The 22,752-nt window shown below is 57.0% G+C and carries 18 protein-coding genes and 4 pseudogenes; 16 read left to right on the top strand and 6 right to left on the bottom strand.

Going from position 1 to position 22,752, the window contains the following annotated elements:
• Positions 1-34: 34 nt before the first annotated feature.
• A complete protein-coding gene (gene ehuB, locus BPNPMPFG_RS35820) occupies positions 35-874 on the bottom strand; it encodes an ectoine/hydroxyectoine ABC transporter substrate-binding protein EhuB (protein WP_258597873.1) in 840 nt (279 codons plus the stop codon).
• A gap of 227 nt (positions 875-1,101) precedes the next feature.
• Between ehuB and BPNPMPFG_RS35815 the strand changes: the two genes are divergently transcribed.
• The 13 genes from BPNPMPFG_RS35815 to BPNPMPFG_RS35755 all read left to right on the top strand — a co-directional run bounded on the left by BPNPMPFG_RS35815 (position 1,102) and on the right by BPNPMPFG_RS35755 (position 16,581).
• Complete coding sequence (locus BPNPMPFG_RS35815) at positions 1,102-2,259, top strand: M24 family metallopeptidase (RefSeq protein WP_258597872.1); 1,158 nt, start codon at positions 1,102-1,104, stop codon at positions 2,257-2,259.
• Positions 2,260-2,328: 69 nt separating this feature from the next.
• Positions 2,329-2,544: a hypothetical protein gene (locus BPNPMPFG_RS35810; protein WP_258597871.1), complete on the top strand. Its 216-nt coding sequence runs from the start codon at positions 2,329-2,331 to the stop codon at positions 2,542-2,544.
• On the top strand, positions 2,537-3,943 hold the full coding sequence (locus BPNPMPFG_RS35805; RefSeq protein WP_258597870.1) for an amidase: 1,407 nt from the start codon (positions 2,537-2,539) through the stop codon (positions 3,941-3,943). The genes BPNPMPFG_RS35810 and BPNPMPFG_RS35805 overlap by 8 nt, the downstream gene beginning before the upstream one ends.
• 167 nt (positions 3,944-4,110) lie before the next feature.
• Entirely contained in the window at positions 4,111-5,349 is a 1,239-nt protein-coding gene (locus tag BPNPMPFG_RS35800; RefSeq protein WP_258597869.1) for an FAD-dependent oxidoreductase, read from the top strand.
• A gap of 11 nt (positions 5,350-5,360) precedes the next feature.
• Complete coding sequence (locus BPNPMPFG_RS35795; protein ID WP_258597868.1) at positions 5,361-5,636, top strand: sarcosine oxidase subunit delta; 276 nt, start codon at positions 5,361-5,363, stop codon at positions 5,634-5,636.
• Complete coding sequence (locus tag BPNPMPFG_RS35790) at positions 5,633-8,518, top strand: 2Fe-2S iron-sulfur cluster-binding protein (RefSeq protein WP_258597867.1); 2,886 nt, start codon at positions 5,633-5,635, stop codon at positions 8,516-8,518. The genes BPNPMPFG_RS35795 and BPNPMPFG_RS35790 overlap by 4 nt, the downstream gene beginning before the upstream one ends.
• Position 8,519: 1 nt before the next feature.
• Positions 8,520-9,128: a sarcosine oxidase subunit gamma family protein gene (locus tag BPNPMPFG_RS35785; protein WP_258597866.1), complete on the top strand. Its 609-nt coding sequence runs from the start codon at positions 8,520-8,522 to the stop codon at positions 9,126-9,128.
• Positions 9,077-10,201: a threonine aldolase family protein gene (locus BPNPMPFG_RS35780; RefSeq protein ID WP_258597865.1), complete on the top strand. Its 1,125-nt coding sequence runs from the start codon at positions 9,077-9,079 to the stop codon at positions 10,199-10,201. Before BPNPMPFG_RS35785 ends, BPNPMPFG_RS35780 begins: the two co-directional genes overlap by 52 nt.
• Positions 10,202-10,291: 90 nt before the next feature.
• Positions 10,292-11,257 carry a threonine/serine dehydratase family protein gene (locus BPNPMPFG_RS35775; protein WP_258597864.1) on the top strand — a complete coding sequence of 322 codons (966 nt, stop codon included), beginning with the start codon at positions 10,292-10,294 and terminating at the stop codon, positions 11,255-11,257.
• A 156-nt stretch (positions 11,258-11,413) separates the two neighbouring features.
• On the top strand, positions 11,414-12,298 hold the full coding sequence (purU, locus tag BPNPMPFG_RS35770) for a formyltetrahydrofolate deformylase (RefSeq protein ID WP_258597863.1): 885 nt from the start codon (positions 11,414-11,416) through the stop codon (positions 12,296-12,298).
• A 671-nt stretch (positions 12,299-12,969) separates the two neighbouring features.
• A complete protein-coding gene (locus tag BPNPMPFG_RS35765) occupies positions 12,970-13,824 on the top strand; it encodes a hypothetical protein (protein WP_258597862.1) in 855 nt (284 codons plus the stop codon).
• Between the two features lie 410 nt (positions 13,825-14,234).
• A complete protein-coding gene (locus tag BPNPMPFG_RS35760) occupies positions 14,235-15,242 on the top strand; it encodes an isopenicillin N synthase family dioxygenase (protein ID WP_258597861.1) in 1,008 nt (335 codons plus the stop codon).
• Positions 15,243-15,873: 631 nt separating this feature from the next.
• Positions 15,874-16,581, top strand: a complete 708-nt coding sequence (locus BPNPMPFG_RS35755; RefSeq protein ID WP_258597860.1) for a GntR family transcriptional regulator — start codon at positions 15,874-15,876, stop codon at positions 16,579-16,581.
• A 388-nt stretch (positions 16,582-16,969) separates the two neighbouring features.
• On the opposite strand, the pseudogene BPNPMPFG_RS35750 reads toward BPNPMPFG_RS35755, so the two are convergent.
• Positions 16,970-17,131 (bottom strand): annotated as a pseudogene (locus tag BPNPMPFG_RS35750) (ISKra4 family transposase); the annotation flags it as partial.
• A 45-nt stretch (positions 17,132-17,176) separates the two neighbouring features.
• On the opposite strand from BPNPMPFG_RS35750, the pseudogene BPNPMPFG_RS35745 reads away from it, so the two are divergent.
• Positions 17,177-17,395, top strand: a pseudogene (locus BPNPMPFG_RS35745) (IS6 family transposase); the annotation flags it as partial.
• Here BPNPMPFG_RS35745 and BPNPMPFG_RS42975 read toward each other — a convergent pair.
• Positions 17,392-17,788: pseudogene (locus tag BPNPMPFG_RS42975) on the bottom strand (LysR substrate-binding domain-containing protein); the annotation flags it as partial. The pseudogenes BPNPMPFG_RS35745 and BPNPMPFG_RS42975 sit on opposite strands and share 4 nt — an antisense overlap.
• Positions 17,789-17,809: 21 nt before the next feature.
• Between BPNPMPFG_RS42975 and BPNPMPFG_RS35740 the strand changes: the two are divergent.
• Positions 17,810-17,911 (top strand): annotated as a pseudogene (locus tag BPNPMPFG_RS35740) (DDE-type integrase/transposase/recombinase); the annotation flags it as partial.
• A 206-nt stretch (positions 17,912-18,117) separates the two neighbouring features.
• Positions 18,118-18,798 carry a hypothetical protein gene (locus BPNPMPFG_RS35735; protein WP_258597859.1) on the top strand — a complete coding sequence of 227 codons (681 nt, stop codon included), beginning with the start codon at positions 18,118-18,120 and terminating at the stop codon, positions 18,796-18,798.
• A gap of 690 nt (positions 18,799-19,488) precedes the next feature.
• Here BPNPMPFG_RS35735 and BPNPMPFG_RS35730 read toward each other — a convergent pair.
• From BPNPMPFG_RS35730 to BPNPMPFG_RS35720, 3 genes are read right to left on the bottom strand one after another with little or no spacing between them, the layout of a single operon-like run.
• Positions 19,489-20,328 carry an ABC transporter permease gene (locus BPNPMPFG_RS35730; protein ID WP_258597858.1) on the bottom strand — a complete coding sequence of 280 codons (840 nt, stop codon included), beginning with the start codon at positions 20,326-20,328 and terminating at the stop codon, positions 19,489-19,491.
• 10 nt (positions 20,329-20,338) lie between these two features.
• Entirely contained in the window at positions 20,339-21,589 is a 1,251-nt protein-coding gene (locus BPNPMPFG_RS35725) for an ABC transporter permease (RefSeq protein WP_258597857.1), read from the bottom strand.
• Positions 21,582-22,691 (bottom strand): ABC transporter ATP-binding protein, encoded by a 1,110-nt coding sequence (locus tag BPNPMPFG_RS35720; RefSeq protein WP_258597856.1) that lies wholly within the window; start codon positions 22,689-22,691, stop codon positions 21,582-21,584. The genes BPNPMPFG_RS35725 and BPNPMPFG_RS35720 overlap by 8 nt, the downstream gene beginning before the upstream one ends.
• Positions 22,692-22,752 lie beyond the last annotated feature (61 nt).

Here is a 22,752-nt window from a genome sequence, read left to right as displayed (position 1 = left end):
AGCTGCCATGCGCAGTTCGTCAGCCAACTCATTGTTACCGATTGGCGCAGACCCATTCGGTTTTTGCATCGCCTGGAAGCTGAGCTTTCGTGTATTGAAACTTCCCTACTGCCTCAAGCATTTCTGGCGAACCGAGGTACTTTGCTTGGGCCTCGTTGTATGCCTTCAGAAAGTCCTTGTCCTCTGGTTTGAACGCAATCGCCACCCAATTAAAAGTCCAATCAGGAAGCGCCGCAGAGTTGGTTACCTCAATTTCGCCAGAAGAGCTGGCGGCTAGGTCCTTCATTGCGAAATCGTTGCCAGCGCCAGCGTCCGCGCGGCCTGCTTTTACGGCAGCCAGCACTTCTGTAAGGCTCGGCACCTGCATGATTTTGCTGTCCGGGATCCCTTCCTTCACCGCCGCATCAGCGTTTACGAAGCCGGCCACTGTTACCATGGTGGCATCTTTCTGTTTGATGTCCTGATAGGTCTGGATTGCCTTGGGGTTACCCTTCTTGACGATGAAGGAGTCACCGAATTTGCCCATCGGCTCGGCGAAGCTGACGTTCTTGCAACGCTTGCCGGTGATGTACATGCCGCCTGTAATAATGTCGAAGCGGCCTGCCTGAAGCCCCGGTATCAAACCACCCCAATCGGTCACGACGGGCTCGATGTTAGTGTACCCCATAGACTTTAGGACACCGAGCGCCAGTGCGTTCGCAAACCCCAGAGGTTCGTTTTTGTCCCCTGGATAAGCCCAGGGGATTTCGTGAGCAAAGCCAATGCGGATTGGCCTTCCCGCAGCAGCACGGTCCGTCAGCTCGTCAGCGTTGGCGGAAGTGGCGCCGATAATTAGAGCCGCAGTCGCGGCGATCGTAGCCAGGATAGCTTTCATTTTCATGCGTTCCCTCTGTTCTTCGAGTTTGTGCAGAATTGCCCGATAGGTATACCACTAGCCTTGGAGAGCCGCAAGCGAATGTTCCAGATCGCCGGATATTCGTGGCACAACCGCGCATTTTTGGTACAGCGGTGTAGAATTGTCTTGCCATTTGCTCCGGTCATCGGTACCAAAGGTATACCTATTACCGCATGAAAAACGGGAAGCACCAGCTGAGGGAAGCCATGACCTATCTTTCGCCCTTTCCAAAAGACGAGCTTGATCGCCGCATATCGAACGCGCGGAAGGCGCTCTCAGAGAACAACCTTGATGGCATCTTAATTGCCGTCCCCGAGAACATTTATTACCTCACGGGGCTCGACCACTGGGGGTTCTTTGCGGCGCATGTACTCGTTCTGAATCAAAGCGGAGAGATGGGACTTTGCTGCCGAGCAATGGAGCAGATAACGGTAGAGAACCAGGTCCGAAACGCACGGTTCTACGGGCACAAGGATCACGAGGAGCTTTCAGACTATGTTCATCGAGCCATGAAAGATCTTGGTCTGTTGGGTGCCCGCGTGGGCATTGAAAAGCGCAGCCTTTTCCTTACGCCACGACATGCTGAGCGCATTCAAGATGACCGTTCCGGCGTAAGTTGGGTGGACGCATCCGGGATTCTTGACGACCTACGTCTTGTAAAGTCGCCCCTCGAAATGGAATACACTCGGAAAGCGGCCCATGCAGTGGATCTGGGCACATTGGCTGCAGTCGAAGCGGTGCACGACGGCGCATCCGACTACGAAGTTGCAGCGGCTTGCCACAGCAGGATGATCCTCGAGGGCAGCGAATATCCTGGTTTCGGCCCATTCATTCGGCCAACTACCCGCTTGGGTGAAGAGCACACTACCTGGAGAGGAGAAGTGTTCCGCAATGGCGATGCCGTGTTCCTCGAAACCTGCGCCTCATACCGCAAGTATCAATCTCCCATGGGCAGGCTTGTCTATGTCGGTAGCGCTCCGAAGGGCGTTGAAGAGTCGGCGGAACTTGCCATTCGCGGCATGAGGGCAATCTGCGAAGCCCTTCGGCCGGGCGCGAAGGCGGGTGACGCCTATCAAGCCTGGCATGAAGTGGCCGCGAGCGCCGGCCTTGTCGACTATCATCGCCATCACTGCGGCTACCTCGTTGGGATAGGCTTCCCGCCGAGCTGGACAGGCGGCTCAATGGTCACCAGCCTTTTCCCCAAGTCGACCCGCAAGATAGAGGTCGGCATGGTCGTTCACGCCCATTCCTGGTTCACCAACACGAAAGTAGCCGATTATTTCATTTCCAATACGGTGATGGTGACCGAGAACGGCGGAGAAATCCTGACAAATAAGACACCCGAAACGCTGATCGTGCGCTGATTACTCGCGGGCGTTCGCTAATGGCCAGATTTGAGCGGACGCTCTTCGCGACCATTGTCGGAGGATCTCATGCAGAGACTTACAAAAGCTACGCTGACCGGCATATGCACCCAGATGGCATCGCATAGCTGGTCTGAGGCGGAAATAGACGAGTTGGTTGATCCTCGGTTGGGGATGATCACCGGCTTCCAAGATCTCCTTGATGAACTTGAGCAACTGAGAAAAATTGATCTTGGGACCACGCCGCAGGCAATGAGCGTCCAAGGCGCAACCAAGCATGAGTGACGATATCGCATTCCAGAGTGTCAAGACGCTGAGGTCAATGCTTGAGCACGGAAAGATAACTCCGGTCGAGCTTGTGGATACGTTCGCGCAGCGCATCGGCCAACACAATCCACAAGCGAAAGCCTTCATCACGACAACGATCGACGATGCGCGAGAACAAGCGTCGCAGTTCTCCAGCAATGATTTGGACAGCTCCCCGTTCGCCGCAATACCTTACGCTTCCAAGGACTTGTTCGACGTTCGCGGTGTCCTGACCTCTGCTGGGTCCCGAGTGTTCCACGACAGGATTGCCAAAACCGACGCGTTTGCCATCGCCAAACTACGGTCGGCCAAGGCGATTAGTCTTGGCAAGACGAACCTGCATGAATTCGCATACGGGGCGACAGGCGAAAACGAGGTTTATGGCACGGCCGTCAACGCGTACGATCCGACGCGTCTTGCCGGCGGCTCCTCGAGCGGCTCGGCTGCTGCGGTAGCCTTTGGTCTTGTGCCGGCGGCACTTGGAACGGACACCGGCGGCTCCGTCCGGGCGCCAGCTGCCTTGAACGGGCTTGTCGGCTTTAAGCCCACGATCGGGCGGGTCCCCACTTCGGGAGTGGTGCCTTATTGCTGGACGCTGGATCATGTCGGATTGATGACGCGGACGATCGCCGACTGCGCCGATCTGCTGAGCATCGTGTCAGGCTACGATCCTAGCGATCCCGCTTCGGTCAATCGGCCCATCGACAACTACTCTGAAGCACTCAATGGAGACATCTCAGGATTGCGCGTCGGCATTCCAAGCAACTTCTATTGCGAGCGCACGGACGAGGAAATCCTGGGGGCTCTTGAACGCGTGAAAGAGTATCTGGTTGAGAACGGTGCCAGGCTGGTGCCGGTGACATTTCCGGATATGGAACATAGCCGTACAGTCTCTCTCACGGTGCAGATGCCTGAAGCGCTCAGCGCGCATTCGGCTTATTTGCAGGACCGCGGCCACCTCTATGGAGCGGATTTCAGAGCCGGATTGGCGCTCGGGCAGTGCATACTGGCTGAGCACTACGTCAGAGCAAAACGGTTCATCGAGGTTTACCGACAGCAGACAAACAGCCTCTTCGACGAAGTCGATCTGATCCTCACTCCCGCGACACCCGAAATCGCGCAAAAAATCGGCACTGTCAAAGTCAGACGAAACGGTGTCGACGAGGCGATTGGCAATGCGATCACCCGGTTCACGACATTCTTCAATATGACCGGCCACCCAGCGCTTACGATGCCATGCGCCATGCACACGCAAGGCCTCCCGATCGCGCTGCAATTGATAGGCCGGTACTTCGACGAACAGACGGTCCTGCGCGCCGCGCACGCAATAGAGCGATGCGACCGGTTCTCAATCCCGCTACCGAAAGTGGACGCCTGATATGCCGACCGTGTCATGCAACCGCTCGATACGTTTGGGCGATCGTCTCTCCGTCGCATCACCTCTGATCGGTCCGCGCTTCGGTAAAAGGACGGCTCAGCACATTGGATATCCCGTACGGCAAAGCGAGCGCTTTTCAGCCGCAATGCATAAGGGAGACCTTTGAGATGGTGTTTGCGCTGTTAAGGTATGGCTTCTCGCGACAGTATCCCGAACGCGATGAGATACCCCGCACGCCTGATCTGCAGTCACACTACGATGTCGTCATCATCGGAGGTGGCGGCCACGGAGCTTCGTTGGCTTACCACCTGGCCAAACATCATGGGATCACCAAGATAGCAATTCTCGAGAAGGGTTACCTCGGGGGCGGCAATACCGCCCGTAACACCACGGTGATCCGCTCGAACTACACAGATCAGCGATCCATCAGGTTCTATGCGAAGTCGCTGAGACTTTATGAATCCCTGGCCAATGAGTTGGATTACAACATGATGTATTCCCGCCGGGGACAGCTCACCTTGTCACACTCGGATGGCGTTTCGCGCTCGCTTCGCCTGCGCGCGGACGCCGGCGACTTTTACGGCGAGGCGAACGAGATCGTGGATCGCCAGCAGATCAGGAAGCTGGTGCCTTCGCTCAATCTCGATATCAATGGAATGCCGATCCTTTGCGGCCTCTGGCACGCGAACGCAGCGATCGCGCGTCACGACGCAGTCGTATGGGGGTATGCTATCCGCGCCTGTGAGCGGGGTGTCGAGCTTCATCAAAGGACTGAAGTCCTGCAAATGGAAGTCGCTGGGGGAAAGGTAACACGCCTTCGTACAAATCGCGGCGATGTCTCGGCTGGGACCGTGGTGCAGTGCGTAGCAGGCCACTCGTCAGTGGTTGCAAAGATGGTTGGGTTGAAGCTACCGGTCCGCAGCTACCCGCTTCAGGCAATGGTGACGCATCCTGTTAAGCCATTCCTGGATCCGATGGTCTCGTCCACCGCCCTGCATTGTTACATCTCGCAGTCAGCAAGGGGCGAACTTGTCATCGGCGGCGGATCGGACCCGTACGAACTCTATAGCACTCGTTCCACTCTTGAAGTCAAAGAAGCTCTTGCGGCTTCGGCCTTGGAGATGTTCCCGTTCATTGGAGAACTAAAGATCTTGCGCCAGTGGGCCGGCATCACCGATATGACGCCCGATTATAGTCCGATCATGGGCCCGAGTCCTCTCTCGAACTATTGGTTGGACGCCGGTTGGGGCACCTGGGGTTTTAAGGCAACGCCGGCCAGCGGGTTCTTCCTGGCCAAGGCCATCTCCGAAAATCACATTCCTGACGAGATCAGGCCCTTTCAGCTCGATCGGTTCGACCGCTTCGACCTGGTCAACGAAATGGGCGCGACCGCCGCGAGCCATTGAGGAACTGGACCGTGAAGTTAATGACATGCCCTTTGAACGGGCCACGCAACATTACTGAATTCCAGTGCCACGGAGAGGTGCATCAGCAACCCGATCCGTCAGCCGCGAGCGACAAAGAGTGGGCTGAGTACATCTGGATGTCCAACAACACGGCGGGCGTCGTACGTGAGTGGTGGTGTCATGCACCAACCAACTTCTGGTTCCTGGCGGAGCGCAACACAATCACCGACGAGATTATGGCCACATTCCCTGTACCGGCCGATGGGCCTTTGGGGAAACCGTCATGAACAGCGCGACACGACGGCAGGGCCTGCTCATCGACGCATCGACGAAAATCAGGTTCACGTTCGACGGACGAGATTATGAAGGCGTCGCCGGGGATACAATCGCCTCGGCGCTTGCCGCCAATGACGAATGGATATTGTCACGGTCCTTCAAGTATCATCGACCGCGCGGCATCCTGACTATGGCTGCTCAGGACGCGAACACTCTCGTCCAAATTGGAAACGATGTCAGCGTCTTTGCAGATCGCCATCCTATTTCTGACGGTCTCGCAGTACGGGCTCAGAATGTTGGACGTTCGGCGCGTAGCGATAGCGGCTTCGTCATGAACAAGCTTTCGCGCTTCATGCCAGTCGGCTTCTACTATCGAACCTTCTATAAACCTAAAGGGATATGGGAAAAGGTCTGGGAACCCATCATTCGGGCGAAAGCTGGACTGGGTAAGCTCGACGTCACAAAACCCACTGAAGGATATTACGACAAGGCCTATGGCTGGTACGACGTGGTTGTCGTGGGTGCAGGGCCCGCGGGCATGGCGGCCGCGATCGCCGCGGCTGATGCGGGCGCGTCTGTATTGCTGGTGGACGAGAACCCGCAGATCGGTGGGGCCCTGAACTATGCGCGATTATCAAGCGAGCGCGACCTTATCGGCGAGGTGAAAGGCCATAGCAAGATTGCGATCTGGACCGACGCGATTTGCAATGCATGGTATGCCGATAACTGGCTGCCCGTAATTCGGGGAAACCGATTGCACAAACTGCGTGCCAAGCAGGTCATTTTTGCAAACGGACTCATCGAGCAGCCATCGCAGTTTCGCAACAATGATTTGCCCGGCATCATGCAGGGCACGGCCGCTCAAAGGCTCATTCGGCTGTTCGGTGTGAAACCTGGCAATCGTGCAGTCGTACTCGCTGCCAATGATGATGCATATGGCGTTGCGCTTGACCTTCTTGAAGCAGGCGTCGACCTGGCGGCAATCTGCGATCTTCGTAAGCGCGGCCACGACGGACCGATACGTTCAGAAGTATTGGATCGCAAGATCGAGGTCCTTGACGGATGGTGCATCTACCAGGCACGTCCGGGAAAGGCCCATGTACATGTCCAGGGTGTGGAACTGGCGGAGATCGATGCAGGGGGCGCCGCAGGCAAAAGGCGTCGGAAGATCGACTGCGACCTGGTCTGCATGTCCGTCGGTTATATTCCCGCCTATCAATTGCCGCTGCAATCGGGGGGCACGCTTGCCTACGATGACGCGGCGGCGCATTTTACAATTTCCGGACAGAATGAAGGCGTTCTCCTTGCCGGATCGGTCGACGGATTTTTCGAGCTTGAAGACTGCATAGCTCATGGGGCTGCGCAGGGCGCAACGGCTGCGATCAATTGCGGTCATAAGGTTCAAGGTAGCCCCACGCTTCCGGTTCGAGGGCGGATTTCTCCAAACCATCCCTGGCCGATTTTCCCGCACCCTGAGGGAATGGATTTCGTTGACTTTGATGAAGACCTTCAGGTCAAGGACATCAAGAACGCCATTGCGGACGGATATCGTGAACTTGAACTCGTAAAGCGATTTTCGACTGTCGGCATGGGTGCAAGCCAGGGCCGGCATGCGGCCCTACCGACTGCGATGATCGTTTCGAAGTGCACAAATCGGACGATCAGTGAGGTCGGCGTCACCACTGCCCGCCCCCCTGTTACGACGGAGAAGATCGCGACTTTGGCAGGACGAAAGTTCACGCCAGTGCGCCGAACTCCAATGCACGAGCAGCATGAGGCTCAAGGAGCAGCCTGGCTTCTAGCCGGAAATTGGCTGCGCCCCGCCTATTATGGCCGGCAGGACGATCCCAAGATGATCAGCGCTGAAGAGGTTCTCAGCGTACGAAACAACGTGGGCATGATCGATGTCTCCACTTTGGGCGGACTAGACATACGCGGTCCCGATGCGGCCGAATTTCTGAACCGCATGTATACGTTTGCCTACGCGAAGCTGCCTGTCGGCAAGACCCGCTATCTACTCATGACCAATGAGGCAGGCACGGTCATAGACGACGGTGTCGCGTGTCGCCGTGGCGAGAGCTACTTCTACGTCACGGCGACTACAACGGGCGTGGACCGAATTTACCGCAACATGTTGTGGTGGAACGCCCAGTGGCGCCTCGACGTAGACATCGCGAATGTTACGGCCGCCTATGCGGGAGTTAACCTCGCGGGGCCAAGTGCCCGCATGGTGCTTGAAAACCTTACCGACGACATTGCGTTGTCACCACGGGACTTCCCATACTTGGCTTACCGGGAGGGGAAGCTGGCCGGGATACCTGCGCGGGTATTCCGAGTGGGTTTCATCGGTGAGCTTGGTTATGAGATCCATGTTCCCTCACGCTTTGGGTCAGAACTCTGGCGTGCGATTGGGGAAGCGGGCAAAGCTTTCGGTATTCGCCCGTTTGGCCTTGAAGCCCAGAGGCTCATGCGGCTCGAGAAGGGACACGTAATAGTCGGACAAGACACTGACGGCATGACCACGCCCGAAGAGCTGGATATGAGTTGGGCGGTGGCCAACTCAAAGCCTTTTTTCATCGGAAAGCGCAGTCTAGAAATTCGCAGCAAGACGTTATCTAGCCGCAAACTTGTCGGGTTTGCTCTCGATCGCATGCCGACGACAGGGCTCCAGGAGTCTAACCTGGTCGTGAAAAACGGCTCGATAGCAGGTTTCATCACATCAATCGCTTTTTCGCCGACGTTGGGGAAAATCATCGGTCTGGCCTATGCCGATCGCTTGGACGCCAATCTTGGAACACGAATTGTGCTGCGTTCAAGTGACGGAAGCGAGCATCAGGCGGAAGTCGTTTCCCCTCATTTCTACGATCCCGAAAACCTGCGGCAGGAGATGTAAGGTGGGCGCCATTGCGAGAAGTCCGTTCGCTCATCGTTTGACCGGCCTGAGTCAGACTCCGCAGAACGAGAACGTCGTCATCCGTGACCTGTCGACGCTGCCGCGGATCGGCTTCAAGGGTAGTGGGACGACGAAATGGCTGAGCTCGAAGGTCAGCGCCGTCCCGGATGTCCCCAACAAAGCTATCACCCTTTCCGATGGCGCTCTCATCGCGCGGCTCGGAAAGGAAGAGTACCTCGTCCTGCCTGATCGAGACGCGATAGGTAATGTGTGCAGCGACCTGGAGGCAAGCTGGAATGCGGACGACGCCAACGGTGAGCTTCGAATAGGGTACCCGCTTCCCCGTGCTGACAGCCACAGTTGGCTCTATCTCAAGGGGAGTTTCATTCCGCAGATGTTGGCGAAAATTTGCGGTGTGGATTTGCGCAGTGATCGTTTTCCCCAAGGTGAGGTCGTACAAACGGTGGTAGCGCGGATCAGCGCGGTTTTGATCCGCGAAATGAAGGATGGCCCCTACGGCCTGCATATGCTGACTGATTTCGCCTCAGCCGACTATCTATGGGATGTGCTCCAGGATGCTTCCGCCGAATTTGGCGGCGGCTTTGCTTGACGTCGGGAGGATCTAAAATAGCAACTTTTCACTTCAATTCAGACAACGGCGCGCCTGTCTGCGAACAGGTAATGACTGCGCTGTTGAACTGCAACCAAGGTACCGAGACGGCCTACGGCGCAGATCAGTTCACCGCAGCCTTGCCAGGGGCCTATTCGAATTTCTTTGAACGTCAAACTTTTGTTTTCCCAGTGCCCACCGGGACCGCCGGCAATGGTCTAGCGCTTGGCGCGATCACCCCACCGTACGGCACAATCTTTTGTCACGAGAGTGCCCATATCGTGACGACGGAAGCTGGCGCCCCCGAATTCTATAGCGGAGGTGCACGCATGACTTTGCTGCAAGGTGAGCACCATAAGATATCGCCGGCCACTTTCGAGGAGGGCTTACAACGCCACGGCATCGGCAATGTGCATCATATGGCAGTCAGTGCACTTATCCTCACCCAAGCCACAGAGGCAGGCGTCGTCTACGAACTCGATGAGATACGAGCGCTGAGTGCAATTGCGCATAGGGCAGGAATGAAAGTCCATCTTGATGGGGCGCGCTTGGCAAACGCCATGGTTCATCTGGGCGCAACGCCGGCCGAAATAACCTGGAAGGCTGGTGTGGATATTCTGACATTCGGCACGACCAAGAACGGAACCATGAATGCCGAAGCGGTGATCACCTTCGATCCCGAAATCGCAACGATCCTGAGCTTCATGCACAAACGCGCCGGGCATCTGTTCTCGAAGATGCGCTACATGTCGGTGCAACTGTTGAGCTACCTGCAGGATGACCTGTGGCGCCGAAATGCTCTGCAGGCAAACCGAAACGCAGCACGCATGGCGACTGCTCTAAGACAGTGTTCGGGTGTAGAGTTGGTGCACCCCGTTCATATAAACGAGGTGTTCGTCACCATGCCACCGAGCCTTCTGGAAGCGCTCAGGAATAGCGGTATTCATTTACGCCCGTGGCGTTTTCAGCGCAAGGATCAAGGCTGCCGTCTTGTGATGTCCTACAGCGACAGCGCAGAGCAAATTCATCGATTTGAACAGGTCTGCCGCGAGTCATCGACCTTCCAAGGGTAGAGCTTACCGCGCGATCTACCGCCTGATCGCGGAGCTGATCGTAGGGCCGAGACCAGAATTTATCAGCCTATCTCAGTTGGGAAGAACCGCATGCTTGAATACAACATGATTGTTGATGCCGCGAGGATTCTCGACGGCGTAATCCGAGTCACGCCTTTGCTCGAGTCTGAGCTTCTCAACCGCCGGCTTGGCTTCCGTCTTCTTGTAAAAGCCGAGTGTTTGCAGCGCACCGGATCCTTCAAAATTCGCGGGGCCTACGTTAAGATCGCCTCCTTGAGCAAGGAGGAGCGCGCGGCTGGCGTCGTGGCGTTTTCGTCCGGCAATCATGCTCAAGGAGTTGCGGCGGCGGCGGCGGAAATGAATGTTCCAGCCACTATAGTCATGCCTCAGGATGCGCCCGCCGTGAAGCTGCGCAACACTGCCGCCTACGGGGCCAAGGTCATCACATATGATCGGGCAACCGGCGACAGGGCCAAGATCGCAAGAGATTTGGCGGAGCAGACGGGGGCGACTTTGATTGCCCCCTATGATGATTTCGTTTTGATGTCGGGGCAGGGAACCGTCGGACTGGAAATCGCCGATCAACTGGAGAAACTGAAAGCGTCTGCAGACGCTTTGGTGTGCCCTTGTGGCGGCGGCGGGCTGATCGCTGGCATAGCCACCGCGATGGCAGAGTTGTCCCCGGCGACCACTATCTACGCGGCTGAGCCGGAACATTTCGACGACACCAGGCGATCCTTGATTGCGGGCAAGCGCATTGGAAACGAGCCGGGGTACAACTCGATTTGCGACTCGATCGTAACGCAAATTCCAGGTGAGAAGACCTTTCCTATCAATCAGAGACTCGTCTCCCACGGCTACGCGACGTCGGAAGCTGACGTCATTTTCGCAATGAAACTTTTGGCCGATGAGATGAAGATCGTTGCCGAACCCGGTGGAGCTGCTGGGGTTGCCGCGGTCCTGCGGCACCCCGAAATGTGGAGCGGCAAGACTGTCGTGGCAGTGGTCTCCGGAGGGAACGTGGACCTGAGCGTGTGGCGCGAATTCCTTCGCTGATCTCCTGACGCTGCCGAGTCGCAACGTTTGGCTTGGTCGGGCGACCTCATGCCAAGGACGACAGCCGGGCTCCGAAACCCTTGAGCCGCATTTTGCCGCCACCTTCTCGCTTCCCAGAGAAGAGGGCTTTGTTTCCTCCAACGTAAAGGCAAACCAATGACCACTTATGTCCTGACTGCAACGTGTAAATCGACCCGAGGAATAGTAGCCGCGATCTCCGGTTTTCTTTGCGAAATGGGTTGCAATATCGTCGATAGTTCGCAATTCGACGATCTCAGCACTGGCCGCTTCTTTATGCGCGTCTCATTCATATCCGAGGACGGGAAAGGAGCCGAAGCACTTTCCGAAGGGCTGATGCCAATCGCCGAAAAATTTCAAATGGAAGCAGAGCTTCACACACAAACGCAAAGAATGAAGACGCTTCTGATGGTCTCGCGCTTTGGCCATTGCCTCAACGACCTTCTGTATCGCTGGCGGATTGGTGCTCTGCCGATCGACATCGTCGGCGTCGTCTCAAATCATTTCGACTACCAGAAGGTCGTGGTGAACCACGATATTCCCTTTCACCACATCAAAGTGACCAAGGAAAACAAGGCGCAGGCCGAAGCTCAGATCATGCAACTGGTTGAAAGCTCGGGCGCCGAACTGATCGTGCTTGCCCGCTACATGCAGGTGCTGTCGGATGCTATGTGCCAGAAGATGTCGGGCAAGATTATCAACATCCACCACTCGTTCCTGCCGAGCTTCAAGGGCGCCAATCCCTACAAGCAGGCCCATGAGCGCGGCGTGAAGCTGATCGGGGCGACGGCTCACTATGTCACCACCGACCTGGATGAGGGTCCGATTATCGAGCAGGACACGGTTCGCGTTACCCACGCCCAAAGCGCGGAAGATTATGTCTCAATAGGCCGGGATGTTGAGAGTCAAGTCCTTGCACGGGCAGTCCATGCCCACATCCATCACCGCGTCTTCTTGAATGGCAACCGTACTGTCGTGTTCCCGGCGGGCCCGGGAAGCTACGCCTCAGAACGCATGGGATGATCACAGCATATCGACGGAGCCGGTCCGTAAATCGATAAGTGGGCGGGCTGCGCCGCTTGAAAAGCAGCCTTGCCGTGATCATCCTCGCTTCGACTTGGCGAGCCACACTTTGCATCTCAACGCCGCAAGGCGAAGGAGCGGCTTCAGCTCGGCGCAGCACCTCTTTGCCGCCAAGATCGGCAAGGAAGATCTCGCAGGTTGGTGAAGGGCCGGAATGCCAATCAGACCATGCACACGCCATCATAATGCAGTCGCCGTTGTCAAACCTGTCAAACTGACGGAAGGACAATCAAAAACCCTCATTGTGGCGGTCTGCTGAGAGTTTGCGAGAAAATCGCGATCCAGCCTGCCCATCTCTGGGAACCAAAAGCGGACAGCGGCACCTCCTGTCGGATTAGTCGGGTCTGCGACACGGTGATGGTCGGTGGTTTCCTGCTGCGCGCCCAATGGTCCTTGAAGGGCATGCGGAAAATCAATTCTATGGCTCTTCATGCAATTGGCACGAATGTTGATGCTACCCTTTGCGACACGGCAACAGCTGCCGGCAGGTTCATGCCGCGGCGTGACCGCGATCGAATTCGCTCGCTGCGTCTGTCGAACTCGGGAAGCCGTCGCCTGTGGTCCCAAAGAGAACAGGGGCAGTGAAAAGGACAACAATGATGGCGAGTGTAATGCGCAGCAGCGTCCAGTGGGTGAAGCACGACTTCTCCGGAGCGTATAACCGCAAGTGGCCGCATGCCTATTTTCGTGCGCATCTAGCCTTAGACTATACAATTCCAGATCGGGCCAAGCCCGTCTTCGAAAGGATCTTCGCCGATTATCGACGCCTGCGCAACAAGACCGAGCTGAAGATCGTTGATATCGGTTGCTCCTACGGCGTCAACGCTGCTTTGCTGCGCAGCGATCTCGATCTCGACGATTTGTATGCTGAGTATCTGGGATCCAGCGGATCGCTTTCACGCCGACTCGACATCGAGCATAGCGCGTTCTTTCACAGTTGCGGCCTTCGTGATGATATCCGATTTGTCGGCGTGGACCCGTCGTTCCGCGCTGTCCGCTATGCCCGCAACCAAGGCCTTCTGGAGGGTGGCATCCCGGCTGATCTAGAAGCCCGGGACTTAACGGTGAAGGAACGTTGCGCCCTAGCGGACGCAGACATCATCATCAGCACAGGCTGTGTGGGCTACGCTACTGAGCGAACCTTTGCACGTGTATACAAAGCGTCGGCGGCATCACGCCCGTGGGTCGTGGTGTTTGCAATGCACCCCTTCAGCTACGACGACATCGCTACCACACTCAGGGAATTTGCGTTGGAAACGAGGCTCGTAGACCGGTTCAGACAACGCCAGCGCCGCTTCTCCACAACCACGGAACGGCAGGCGATCCTGACTGCTATGGCCGAGCTCGGCATAGAGGATCGCTTGGAGCGCACGACGGGCTATGTTTACGCATCGTGCTACATCTCTGCACCGCCCGGCGAAGTACTCTACGGTCGAACTTTGATCAGCGCGGCGAAATCACAGTGAGGCCACGCGGTGTCGACGCAAGGCGCTCAAGCGCCAGGGCCGCCGCTGCCGTGCGGGCCGCCCTCCTTGCGCAGGCTGGGCATACCGGGCCTACTTATCGCGTGGCAACCAGCGGGACCGACGTAAAAAGCGGCCTGCAGACATCGGCTCACGAACGTCTCCACCTGTGTGCTTGCGGATCGGCTGAAGACTGACTGGGTTCTCTTCGCACTCTGTGCCTAAGACCGCTGGTGCCTTCCGCAAATCCAATTGGCTTCTCTATTGTCAGAAGCCCTACAATTGGTGCCCTTCATGCACTCAGAAATGGACCGGTAAAGGCAACCAATTCAAATCAAAGAACTTTTTGATATGGCGCGACTTTTGCGCTGCAAACGGTGTTCGTACCTCCTCAAAAAAACGGGAGAATGTCTATGACCAAATCCGATCTTTTGGGCCTCGACGACAGGTTTCGTGCGCAGCGCCAATCCTTCGACAAAATACCTATTGTCGATGTAGGACCCCTTCTTGATGACAGCGGCGCTCTGGGCGTAGCAAAGGACATCCGCTGGGCATTCGAAAACGTTGGCTTTATGTACGTGAAAAACCACGGGGTGTCGGCACAATTGGTGGACGGCACGTTCGCCCAGGCCCGTGCGTTCTTCGACCAGCCGCTTGAAGAGAAGATGAAACTTCATATGGGCAATTCGGGAGTTGCTTTGCGCGGTTACGTGGAGTTTTTTGGTGAAAACACAGATCCAATGAACACCAAGGATTTGAAGGAGTGTTTTGACATCGGCCCTGAACGATCTACTCTTGAGCGCCCCTTCTTCGGTCCGAACCAGTGGCCGTCGGCGCTGCCCGGGTTTCGTGAGACTGTATTTGCGTTTCACCAGGCAATGAAGGATCTCGCGACAAAACTTCTAAGAGGAGTCGCGCTGAGCCTCGACTTACCCCGGGATTTTTTTGACTCCAGGGTGACGGATCCGATCACTTATCAACGTTTGCTTCGCTACCCGCCGCAATCCGGACGGGTGGAGGAGAAAGTTATTGGTATTGGCGCGCACGTCGATTACGGCAGTCTCACGATACTTGCTCAGGACAGTGTCGGAGGACTCCAGGTGATGAATCGTGAAGGGGTCTGGGTTGAAGGAGCGCCTGTTGCCGGGACTTTCGTCATCAACATCGGCGAGCTTTTGCAAATACTAACCAACGAACTGTACATTGCCAACTTTCATCGGGTGGTGAACACGTCCGGGCGCCAGCGTTATTCGATTCCGTTCTTTATCGACGCAGATTATGATACTGTGGTCGAGCCGCTTGAGCGGTACGTGTCTCCATCGAATCCCTCGCGCTATTTACCCGTCACCTGCGGAGCGCATAAATTCGGACGGTTCGCAAAGACCTTTCCACATCTGGAAAGGGTCGGCCTCGAACAATGAGAAGGAGCGGGCTTCGAGCTTTATCGGCAGACCTTGCATGGCGGCGACGAGAAGCCACAAAACACTACTGGCTGAACCAGCTGCGTATATGGTCAAGTTGCAGCCGGCGACGGCGAGGATGCCTTGAGTACGTCGCTCTGCTGCCCGGCGAGGCAGTTGCGGCCCATGCGGTGCTCGGTTTTTGATGTGGCCGATCTCGGGCGCGATGGCGGAGCCGAGGTGCACCTGACGCTTGATGGCTGGGGTGATGCGGCGTTTCTAGCCGCTGGTGAAGACTCGAAGTATCGACTCTGCGGCACGTTATAGCAGAGCTAGGTGACGTCAGCGAGGATTCAGCGGATCTCGTTGCCCATGATCCTTCCATTCGGGATGACGGGCGGATGGCCTAACCTGCCATGGGTAGTTCCTTCGACTGAAACTAAATTGAGTGTTCGACCTCGATTGAAGGACGGACTGGTGAAGAGAAAGCGGTTTACGGAAGAAGGTCATCGCCGTTCCGAGCGAGGAACTGCGCCAGCCACATCAGCTTTTATGTTGCCAGGCCTAATGAAAACCGAATCCGTCACGCTCGGTAGCGCTGCAGTGTTACGAACTCGGACCTAGTTTGCGCTTTTATTTCGGAGATAACTGTTTGACCAGCTACAACGTTACAGAAGCTCCTGAATTTGCCGATCAGAGCCAGAACAGCGGCCGAATGACAAAGACCGATATTTATCATGCACTGCGGTACCGCATCTGTCTTCTTGACTACCAGCCCGGCAGCCGGTTGAACGAGCGGGAGCTCGCGGCTGAATTCGGAGTCAGCCGCACGCCTATGCGTACCGTCTTGCAGCGCCTCGAATACGAGGGCCTTATAGTAAGCCAGCACGGGACCGGAACCGAGGTTACGTCCACCGACCTAAGCTCGATCCGCGACATATATGTCGTCCGAATGCGGCTGATGGATGCTATGGCGGAGTCCACAGCGCTTCCTATTACTAGCGAAATTCTTCGAGAGTTCGACGAACTAGAGGAATCTTGCCGTGCGCTTCTTCCTCAGCGAAATAAGCGGCACTTCGCCGACATTATCATTCGCCTGCATGGTATCCTCCATGGCCTGAGCAGCAACGCACCCCTTAGGAATCTTAGTGACATTTTGTTTTTTCAGTCGACACAATTTTGGTTCCAATTGCTCGAACGTATGGATTTCGCGCGACAGGTTAGTGATTTGCTGACTGAGCTTCGTATGATCCGCGCCGCACTTGATTTGCGGGATGTGCGGCTGGTCGCGACCATTCACAAGGCGCATCTGGCAATAGTTCTATCGCAATTAGATGCTATGGATAGCGATAGGGAGTGAATTCTCCACCGCATGAAAGGCCGTGGCTTCAGGTACTGTCAATCACCACTGAATCGGGACTGGTTTCTCGCGCCTATCGAAAGAATGACCAAGCGTATGTGGAGCAGAAGAAGCGCCATCGTGCGTCGCCTTGGTTGCTCCGATCCCTGAAAACTGGATCGTTCGAAAGTGGAGTTTTCCGCGGTAACATCCCTTGGCTGGGAGGGTCGTTTGCGTTGACGCCGGTGGCTTCGGAGACCCGGGCGCCGGTCAGTGCCAAGAAGAGCAGAAAGGCTCGGTCGCGCCGTACGCATACGACCAAGGCCGCACGATTGGCACACGCGCGTGGGCTCGGCGGGCTCTATGATGGCGTTGCGTGAAGTTCAGGCGGCCTGCTGATCGGCGGGCTCCTGCGCGGGGTTTCAAGCAGGTCCTGTCCGGCCTGCCCGTCGTGGTTTTCGAGCCCTTGAGCGAACTGACGAAGGACCGTCATGCGCATGGTGATATGGAACCAGTCGAGGACATGCTCGCTCGCCGGCGCGATCATCTCGGCGAGCGAGCGGACTTCTTCCCTGTCGCAAACGGAATGGCAACCCCTATCTTGGGCTCGCTTGCTATGTTCAAAGGCCGTCATTTCGACCGATCAGTGATCTTGCTGTGCGCGCGCTGGTATCTGGCCTACGATCTCATCCTGCGCGATCTGGAGGAGATGATGGCCGAACGCGGCCTGAACGTCGACCATTCGACTGTGCACCGTTGGGTCGTTCACTTCTCGCCCCAGCTTATGGAGCGCTTCAACGGGCGCAAGCGCGCCGTCACCGGCAAGTGGCACATGCCGTCCTTCGGGCACAGCTCGACCATGTCGCTGCCGAGGAACGATTTCGGAAGCGGCGCGACTGCAAGATCCGCCATGATCGCGGCGCGCTGGCCGGCCGTGTGTGCACTGATATAGGCAATGCGGCAGTTGCGGCCCTCGCGGCCAAGCGCCTCCAGGGCGCCAGCCCGCCAGGCGCAGCCTTCTTCCCACAGCGACACCGGTAGCGGCTCGCGCAGATGTGCGCAGCCGCCCTTGGCTCGGCTCGGTGAGCAGGACCTCGGCACCGAGTGTACCGGTCTTAAAGGAGCTGGTGAGCAGCGTGATGTCGAGGGCGCGGTCATCCATGCGCCGGCGCAGATTGCTGCTCTGGTCGATGGTGACGTCAACCGCGATCGACGGGTGCGATTGCGCACATGGACGAGACATCCATCCATCAAGATACGCGGCCAATGGATGTATCTCTATCGTGCCGTCGACGGCGTCGGCGACACGGTCGAGTTCTTCTTCAGCGAACATCGCGACCTGCCGGCAGCCTAGCGCTTCTCCCGGAAGGCCCTGGAGCGACTGGGCAGTGAGGGGCACGATGGCGCTATCGGGTGCAGGGCGCGCCAACATTCAGGGGGCGAAGCATGATTTCGCGGCAGCCTATAATTCCAGGCGGCCGCACGCTTATTTTCGCGCGCATCTGTCCTTAGAGAATGTGATCCCCGATCGGGCCAAGCCGGTTTTCGAAAGGATATTTGCCGATTATCGACGCGTTCGAAAAGAAAACCAGATTGAAGATTATCGACGTCGGTTTCTCCTATGGCATTAACGCCGCCTTACTCCGCACCGATCTCAGTCTCGACGATCTGTATGCTGCCTATCTGAGACCTAGCGGATCGCTCTCGCGCCGACACGAGATCGAGCATCGTGCCTTCTTTCGCAATCGCGGCCTCCGAGACGACATCCAGTTCGTCGGCGTGGACCCGTCGTTCCGGGCTGTTCGCTATGCGCGAGTTCTGGGCCTGCTGAAAGCCGGTATCATGGCTGATCTGGAAACCCGTGACTTGACGGTCGAGGAACGCTGCGATCTCGCGGGTGCGGATGTCGTCATCAGTACAGGCTGTGTGGGTTACGCCACAGAGCCAACATTTGCACGAGTATATGATGCGTCTGCAACGTGTCGCCCGTGGGTCGTTGCCTTGGCAATGCATCCCTTCAGCTATGACAATATCGCAATGGCCCTTCGGGATTTCGGACTGGAAACCAGGCTTGTAGACCGCTTCAGACAGCGCCAGCGCCGCTTCTCGACAGTGAAGGAACGGCGGGCTATCCTAACCGCGATGACCAAGCTCGGCATGGAGGATTGCTTGGAGCGCACGACTGGCTATATTTACGCATCCTGCCACGTTTCTGCACCGCCGGGCGAATTGGTCTGAGCCCTGCCAACAGGCATCTCCCGGTGAAAATTGACCGCCGCAACACGTCACCTTTCAGCGAGCAAACCGTTGGCCTATTTAATCTTGGACGGCCGCCGCGGGAAGGTGCGGAAAGCCGGGCGTAGTCGCCGTAAGCGGTGCTAATCGCGCTCCCGCGCATCAGCGGTAAGCGATGCGCCAACGAACCTTGCAATAGGCCGATGTACATTGACTTTTTCGAGCCATGACATTGGAACATACAAGGGGCGATCTGGTCGCCGAGTTAAGCGGTGCCACAGCGGCGGCCGAAGATCTTGTGACGGTGCCCGGCGCATCGCTCGATCCGAAAACCAAAGGTCTACATGCGCTCCGCGCGGATCGTGTCATCGGGGACACCCTCCCGGATGCGAGCAAGGAGGGGTCAGAGCGTGCGGGGCGAGAGGACGCGCAACAGCGAAGTACTCGGCAAATTCTGGAAGGATTGCTCATTGGCTCAGGGCAACTTTCACCTTGGCCGTGGAAGGGATGACTTCCCACAGAATGGTGGATCTCGCCAACTCTTTTGGGCACCGCACGGAGTGCATCAGCCTGCCAACTTGAACCTGCGACACCCACTTCGTTTGTTGCCGACAGGATGAATAGCGGCTCGTCCCCAACGTAATCGTTCATGAATTCCTGTCCCAGGAGCGGGCCGGAGCTTCTTCTGTTCAGCTACCGAACTGGTTTCGCCGAGCGCTTGGCGGACTGGCGCCGCAGCATTCCCATCAGGATCATCAGCACCAACGAGAGAACGATCCAGGTGGTGGCGACGGCCAGGATGGTGGGGCTGATCTGTTCACGCAACCCGGACCACATTTTGCGGGGAACCGTGTAGTATCCCGGACTTGGGGACAGGAAGAGCGTGATCACGGCTTCGTCGAACGATGTCACGAAGGCCAGCGCCGCGCCGGAAAGGACGCCCGGTGCGATAAGGGGCAGTGTGACGCGACGAAAGACCATCGTCGGATGCGCTCCCGAAATGAGACCTGCACGCACGAGGCCCTGATCGAAGTTCGAGAGGCTGGCCAGCACTGTCACGACGACGAACGGCAGTCCCAAGGTAGAATGAGCGAGCACCAGCCCGAGATAGCTGTCAACGAGACCTACCTTGGCAAAGACAAAATAGGTTCCGGTAGCCAGCACCACAATCGGGACGATCATCGGGGCCAGGAGAAGGCTCACGAGCAGGCTGCGCATGGGAAGGTGCTTGTTGAGCCCCAAAGCAGCAAGGGTACCAAGCGCCGTCGCTAGAAGCGTCGAAAGAGTCCCGACGAAGAAGCTGTTGCGGACGGCGACTATCCAGCCTGCATCTGAAATGAATGCTTCGTACCATCGCATCGAGAACGCGTCCGACTGAAAGTGCAGCATACCGTTGGTGAATGTGAAGTAGGGCTCCGCATTGAAGGAGAGCGGCACGATGATGAATATCGGCGTAATGAGAAAGATCAGGATCGCCCAGCAAATGACGCGGAAGAGAACCGACCAAACTATCTCAATGGTGTAGCTGTTCATATCGCGTTCCTCAGGTCACCAGTCGGTTGGCGCCGAAATATCGGTGGTAGACGGCGTAGAGGACCAGGACGACGGACAGGAGTATCATGCCCAGAGCCGCGGCTAGACCCCAGTTAAGCGACGACTGAACATGGAACGCGATTATGTTGGAGATCATCTGACCGGATTGTCCGCCGACAAGAGCGGGCGTGATGTAGTATCCAACGGCAAGGATAAAGACGAGAAGGGCCCCTGAGCCAACGCCCGGCAGTGTGTTTGGAAAGTAGACCTTCCAGAAGGCGTAGAACCGATGGGCACCCAGCGATTGGGCAGCACGCATGTACATCGGAGATATTGAAACCATCACGCTGTAAAGCGGGAGGATGAAGAAGGGCAGAAGGATGTGCGTCATGGCGATCAGGGTGCCGGCAAGGTTGTAGATCATCCTCACCCTGTGCTCGTCCGAGATGACCCCGAGGTAAACGAGCAGGTCGTTTAGAACGCCCTGAGATTGCAAAAGCACGATCCAGCCGGTGGTACGAACAAGCAGGGATGTCCAGAATGGCAAAAGGACGAAGACAATCATAATCGAGCCGAGAAGCTTCGACGACGTCGCGATCAGATAGGCCACGGGATAGCCAAGAAGGATGCAGAGTGCTGTCACTGAAAACGCAACGAGAAAGGTTCTCGCGAAGAGCGTGGTGTGGATACGGTTCTCTTCAGGAACGCGTTCGACGGCGCCTGACGCGCTCCGGCGGAGATCCACCGCTGCCAGGTAATAGTTGGCGCTCACAGAGCTACGCAACTGATTGATGGCCTGCCAGGTCGATTGTTCACCCCACACAGGATCCGCTCGTAAGAACCATTCTGAATAGTGATCGGTGGGAGGGTTCTGCCCGAGGCGCCGCGCCGTTCTTGTGAGAGCACTACGAAGCCCAGCGGCCTCGACGTTCAGTCGATTGGCTATGGAGCCGACTGTATCCGCCTGCCGGGCTTCGATCAGATCGTGTGCGAGAGCCTGAAACGTCTGCTCGTCGGGGGCACCGCGTCCACTCCAGTTCTGAAGTGCCTCTACGGTCCGAGGCAGTCCATCGTGAATGGTCGGATCGTAAACGCTCAAGCGGAAAATGTAGCCGAGCGGAAGGAGAAAGGTGAAGAACAGGAACAGCAACGCAGGCGCCAGAAGGAGAAGGCCCTTCCGCGTTTCGCTCCGTCGAGAACGCGCGACCTGCCGGGCGATTTCTTTAGGTGTCACGAAGACAGCCGCAGCCCCATCAGCCATGGCCAGGCACTCCATCGGATGAAAAGGTCCGCGCGTCGGTTGCTTGCCAACCGAGCAGCACGGCCTGACCGACGGAGATTTGTGCGATCCCGTCCCTGTTCGGCTGTTTCATCGTCACGGTCTGCCCGTCTTCGAGCTGACACGACAGGCGCAGATGATCTCCGAAGTAGACCACTTCCTTTGCGATAGCTTTGGCGGTGTTGGCGAAAACCGCACCATCATGTACCAACGACACGCGCTCAGGACGAAGCGAGACCACCGCGCTATCACCCCGCTTCAAGGATCCGACGGCTACGCATTGCATGTCGACTTTTCCGACCGTCACGACGCACACGTTGCGAGCAGCCGAAGAGATCACGCCGCTCAGGTGGTTATTCTCACCCACGAATGACGAGACGAATGCCGTTTCAGGGGATTCATAAATCGCGCGGGCAGGGCCGACCTGCTCAATAATGCCGTTGTTGAATACCGCCACGCGGTCGGACATAGCCAAGGCTTCGTCCTGGTTATGCGTGACATACACCACGGTAAGGCCGAGCTCCTCGTGCAGATGCTTGATCTCCATCTGCATGTGTTCGCGAAGCTGCTTGTCGAGCGCGCCCAGGGGTTCATCCATCAGCACAAGCGAAGGCTCGAACACCAGAGCGCGGGCAAGGGCCACTCTCTGCTGCTGTCCACCCGAAAGCTGGGCGGGGCGACGGTGCGCCAATGCGCCCATGCGGATCCGTTCCAGCGCGCCGCTTACGCGGGATGCAATCTCCGGCTTCGGCATCTTGCGCGCCACAAGGGGGAACGCCACGTTCTCCTCGATTGTCATGTGAGGAAACAAAGCATAGTTTTGAAAGACCATGCCGATATCCCTCCGGTGAGGAGGAACGTTCGTTAGGTCCCGGCCTGCTACGGTGATCTTGCCGCCGGTGGGCCGCTCGAAACCTGCAAGCATCATTAGCGACGTTGTCTTCCCCGACCCTGATGGGCCTAGCATCGTGAGAAATTCTCCCTTTGCTATAGCAAGGGAAAGGGACTGCACGACGAGGGAAGAGCCGTCGTAGCTTTTTTGCACTTCGTGGAAATTCACGAACGCTCTGGTGTCGCTATTCATGATCTCTCGTTCTGGCTCGTGGTACTGGCGCAGCCACCGCGTCAGATCCGATGGCCGGAGC

Origin of the sequence: Mesorhizobium sp. AR07, assembly GCF_024746815.1 — a bacterium.
In the GTDB taxonomy this organism is placed as follows: domain Bacteria; phylum Pseudomonadota; class Alphaproteobacteria; order Rhizobiales; family Rhizobiaceae; genus Mesorhizobium.
The sequence above is the reverse complement of the archived record's forward strand: the minus strand, read 5'-3'. Positions and strand labels throughout refer to the sequence as shown.